At 72.2% G+C, this 3,843-nt stretch carries 4 protein-coding genes and 1 rRNA gene; 1 reads left to right on the top strand and 4 read right to left on the bottom strand.

All coding sequences use genetic code 11. The annotated features are described in order from the left end of the window. Both VE546_RS13040 and VE546_RS13035 read right to left on the bottom strand, forming a co-directional pair. A 16S ribosomal RNA gene (locus VE546_RS13040) occupies window positions 1-131 on the bottom strand; the annotation flags it as partial. A 504-nt stretch (window positions 132-635) separates the two neighbouring features. Then, the gene (locus tag VE546_RS13035) at window positions 636-1,643 is read right to left on the bottom strand and encodes a stage II sporulation protein M (protein ID WP_324921844.1); all 1,008 of its coding nucleotides are present in this window, start codon (window positions 1,641-1,643) and stop codon (window positions 636-638) included. A 151-nt stretch (window positions 1,644-1,794) separates the two neighbouring features. Between VE546_RS13035 and VE546_RS13030 the strand changes: the two genes are divergently transcribed. After that, window positions 1,795-2,763 carry an RDD family protein gene (locus VE546_RS13030; protein ID WP_324921843.1) on the top strand — a complete coding sequence of 323 codons (969 nt, stop codon included), beginning with the start codon at window positions 1,795-1,797 and terminating at the stop codon, window positions 2,761-2,763. Window positions 2,764-2,797: 34 nt separating this feature from the next. Here the strand turns inward: VE546_RS13030 and VE546_RS13025 are convergent, their stop codons facing one another. Both VE546_RS13025 and VE546_RS13020 read right to left on the bottom strand, forming a co-directional pair. Further along, entirely contained in the window at window positions 2,798-3,412 is a 615-nt protein-coding gene (locus VE546_RS13025; RefSeq protein WP_324921842.1) for a hypothetical protein, read from the bottom strand. Between the two features lie 123 nt (window positions 3,413-3,535). Beyond that, a partial coding sequence (locus VE546_RS13020; protein ID WP_324921840.1) for an adenosylhomocysteinase occupies window positions 3,536-3,843 on the bottom strand: 308 nt, incomplete at its 5' end.

Below are 3,843 nucleotides of genomic sequence, written 5' to 3'. Positions count from 1 at the left end.
AGGGCAGATTGCCCACGTGTTACTCACCCGTTCGCCACTAATCCACCCCCGAAGGGGCTTCATCGTTCGACTTGCATGTGTTAAGCACGCCGCCAGCGTTCGTCCTGAGCCAGGATCAAACTCTCCGTGAATGCCTGCCCCCGGGAAAGCCCCGGGGCCACATCCGCAAAGAGCGGCACCCCGCCGGGAGGAATAGTCCCGGGGGCGCCCAGCGTCCTCGCTGTGTGTGTTTCAAAGGAACCTCGTACCGGAAACCTGAGACGGTCCCGGGACGGGGTTGTCAACATGTCTGGCGTTGACTTTTGGCACGCTGTTGAGTTCTCAAGGAACGGACGCTTCCTTCGGCACCCCTCCCGGGGCCCCTCCGGGCGCTTCCCTTCGGTGTTCCCGACTCTATCAGATTCGCTTTGGCCGATCGAAATCAGCTTCGCATTCCAATAGGAATTCGGAATGCCCCGCCCGAGTCCTCGGACTCGCGGCCGGAGCCAGGTAGATGTTCATCTGCCGACCCTGGAGATGTCAACCTCCGGGCAACTTCTAAAACCTACCCTCTGCGGAGCCCTCTGTCAAGGGAGCGCCCCGCAGCGATCAGAACCGTAGCAGGTTCGTGGGCCTCGATGCACATCCGGCCCGCGTCAGGCCGCCATGGGCACCTCAGCGGGGCGGTCGGCGGCCTCGACGTCGCCCGCCTCCCCCGCCCGTACCGCTCGGGCGCCCAGCACGTAGACGTAGGCGAGGAAGGCCAGCTCGGCGGCGACTCCGATGGTGATGCGCGCCCAGGTGGGCAGGCCGGAAGGAGTCACGAACCCCTCGATGACGCCCGAGACGAAGAGCACGGCGGCAAGGCCGAGAGCCATGCCGATGGCCGCGCGTCCCTCCTCCGCGAGCGCTGACCGGCGGCTGCGCGGTCCCGGATCGACGACCGTCCACCCCAGGCGCAGGCCCGTGCCGGCCGCGACGAAGACGGCGGTCAGTTCGAGCAGGCCGTGGGGGAGGATCAGGCCGAGGAAGGTGTCGAGACGGCCGGCCGAGGTCATCAGGCCGATGCCGATGCCGACGTTCAGCATGTTCTGCCAGAGCACCCACAGCACCGGTATGCCGAGGAAGGCGCCGAAGATCAGGCAGACCGCCGCCGCCTGGGCGTTGTTCGTCCACACCTGGGCGGCGAAGGAGGCCGCCGGGTGGCTGGAGTAGTACGACTCGTACTGGCCGCCGGGGCGGGTCAGTTCCCGGAGCTGCTGCGGGGCCGCGATGGCGGACTGGACCTCGGGGTGGGTGCCGATCCACCAGCCGATGAGGACGGCGACCAGCGTGGACAGCAGGGCCGTCGGTATCCACCAGTGCCGGGCGCGGTAGACGGCGGCCGGGAAGCCGACCGTGAAGAACCGGGCCACGTCCCGCCAGGTGGCCCGGCGGGCGCCGGTGACCGCGCTGCGGGCACGGGCGACGAGTGAGGTCAGGCGGCCGGTCAGGGCGGGGTCGGGCGCGGTGGACTGGATGAGCGACAGGTGGGTGGACGTCCGCTGGTAGAGGACGACGAGCTCGTCCGCCTCGGCCCCGGTGAGACGGCGTCGGCGGCGCAGCAGCTCCTCCAGGCGGTCCCACTCGGCCCGGTGGGCGGTGACGAAGACGTCGAGGTCCATGGGGAGAGCTTCGCAGATGGCGCCGGATCGGTCCCGGACTGCTTGGCGGTCGGCCGACCGCGGGCGGCAGACTGGCGGCAGACTGTCCGTACCCGGCGTGCGCGTACGCGGCGCGCACCGGTCCGCGGCGACGGCGAGGAGGGCGTACCGGGTGAGTCAGCTCGTGACGGGTGATGCGGTGGTGCTCGGGCTCCGGCCCGCGAGGCTGCCGAGCCGGGCCCTGGCCGTCTTCATCGACCTGGTCGTGCTCTGGGGCGTCTACCTGGCGCTGTCGATGACACTGCTGTCGGCCACCGGATCGCTGGACGACGCGGCCACGGCGGCGGTGGCCGTCGCGCTGCTGGTGCTGGTGCTGATGGGCGGGCCGGTCATGGTCGAGACGCTGAGCCACGGCCGTTCGCTGGGGAAGCTGGTGTGCGGTCTGCGGGTGGTGCGGGAGGACGGCGGGCCGATCCGCTTCCGGCACGCGCTGGTGCGCGGGGCGCTGGGCTTCGTCGAGATCCAGATGTCGGTGGGGGTCGTCGCGTGCGTCGCCTCGCTGGTGTCCGCGCGGGGGCGGCGGCTCGGGGACGTGTTCGCCGGGACGCTGGTGGTGCGGGAGCGGATTCCGGTGCCGCAGCCGGCGCCGGTGCCGCCTCCGCCGCCGTGGGTGGCCGGGCACTTCGCGAAGCTGGACCTGTCGCGGGTGCCGGACGGCCTGTGGCTGGCCGTACGGCAGTACCTGCTGCGGATGAACCAGCTGGACCCGCAGGTGAGCTGGTCGATGGCCCAGCGTCTGGCGGGCGACATCGTGGCCTGGACGGGGGCACCGCCGCCGGAGGGGATGCCTCCGACCACGTACCTGTCCGGTGTGGTGGCCGAGCGGCAGCGGCGCGACGCGCAGCGGGTCCTCGGGGCGCGGCCGGGCGCGGGGCAGCCGGAGGGTGCGCCTCCGGTGCCCCCGGCGTGGCCGCAGCCTGTGCCGGAGAGGGCATCGGAGGGGGAGACGTCGGCGGAGGTGGTCTCCGGTGCGGTCTCCCCGCCCGTACCGCCCGCGCCGCAGGACCCGCCCGCGGTGCGGCCGTCCGGCGGTGGTCCGGGCGCGGAGGAGCGGCGCACCGGTTTCGTGCCGCCCGCCTGACGCGGGTGCCCGGGAGGGAGGCCCGGCGGGCGGGTCAGGTGAACGTCGAGGGCGGGGAGTCCAGGTCCTCCAGTTCGACGCCGGGGGCCGCCAGGACGACGTCCCCGGCGATGTGGACGGTGTGCCGCTCGCCCGTCTCCAGGTCGCTGACCTGGTAGTCGTCCACGACCAGGGGGCCGCTGTCAGTGGCGTGTGCTTCGCTTCCCACCAGTGCCCAGGCCTGGTCGAGGGTGCGGGGGGCGAGTACGGGGGGTGTGAAGGCGACGAGACGGACGCGGGTGGCGGGTGCGCCGGGTACGGGGCGCAGCAGCCGGGCCACGGCGACGAGGAAGGCGGGGGACGCGCCGGTGAAGGCGTGGGCGGGCGCGTTGCCCTCCTGCGCGTGCTCGCCGGCCGGATCGGTGCGGACCCACGTCACGCCGTCGAGGACGCCGCCGCGGACCTGCCAGTGGGGGGTGCGGAGTTCGAGGCGGAGGGGACGGCCGAGGTCGTCCAGGGTGAGGTCGACGGAGCCCGTGTGGTCGCCGGAGGGGGCGGTGGTCCGGGAGACGTAGCGCCAGCCGGCGGGGCCGGTGGCGCACTGGAAGTGTTCTTCGCCGAGGGGGGTGTGGTCGTGCGGGTCGTGGAGGGAGTAGCGGCCGCGGGGCATGGTGGGGGTCCTTCACGGGTCAGGCCCCCGCCGTCGGAGCGGGGGCCTGACGCCTGTCGCGTGTCCACTGCCCGGTGCGTCCCGTGGACGGCCCGCGTACGGGGCCGGGGCCGGGACGCGCGGTCAGTAGCGGTAGTGGTCGGGCTTGTACGGGCCCTCGACCGGCACACCGATGTAGGCGGCCTGCTCCGGGCGGAGGGTGGTCAACCTGGCACCCAGGGCCTCCAGATGCAGCCGGGCCACCTTCTCGTCCAGATGCTTGGGCAGCACATACACCCCGACCGGGTACCGGTCGGGCTTGGTGAACAGCTCGATCTGGGCGATCGTCTGGTTGGCGAAGCTGTTGGACATCACAAACGACGGATGCCCGGTGGCGTTGCCCAGGTTCAGCAGCCGGCCCTCGGAGAGCACGATGACCGCATGCCCGTCGG

The sequence above is a fragment of the Streptomyces sp. genome, from assembly GCF_035644915.1.
Lineage (GTDB): Bacteria > Actinomycetota > Actinomycetes > Streptomycetales > Streptomycetaceae > Streptomyces.
Note: the sequence above shows the minus strand (reverse complement) of the source record. Positions and strands in the feature narration are given on the sequence as shown.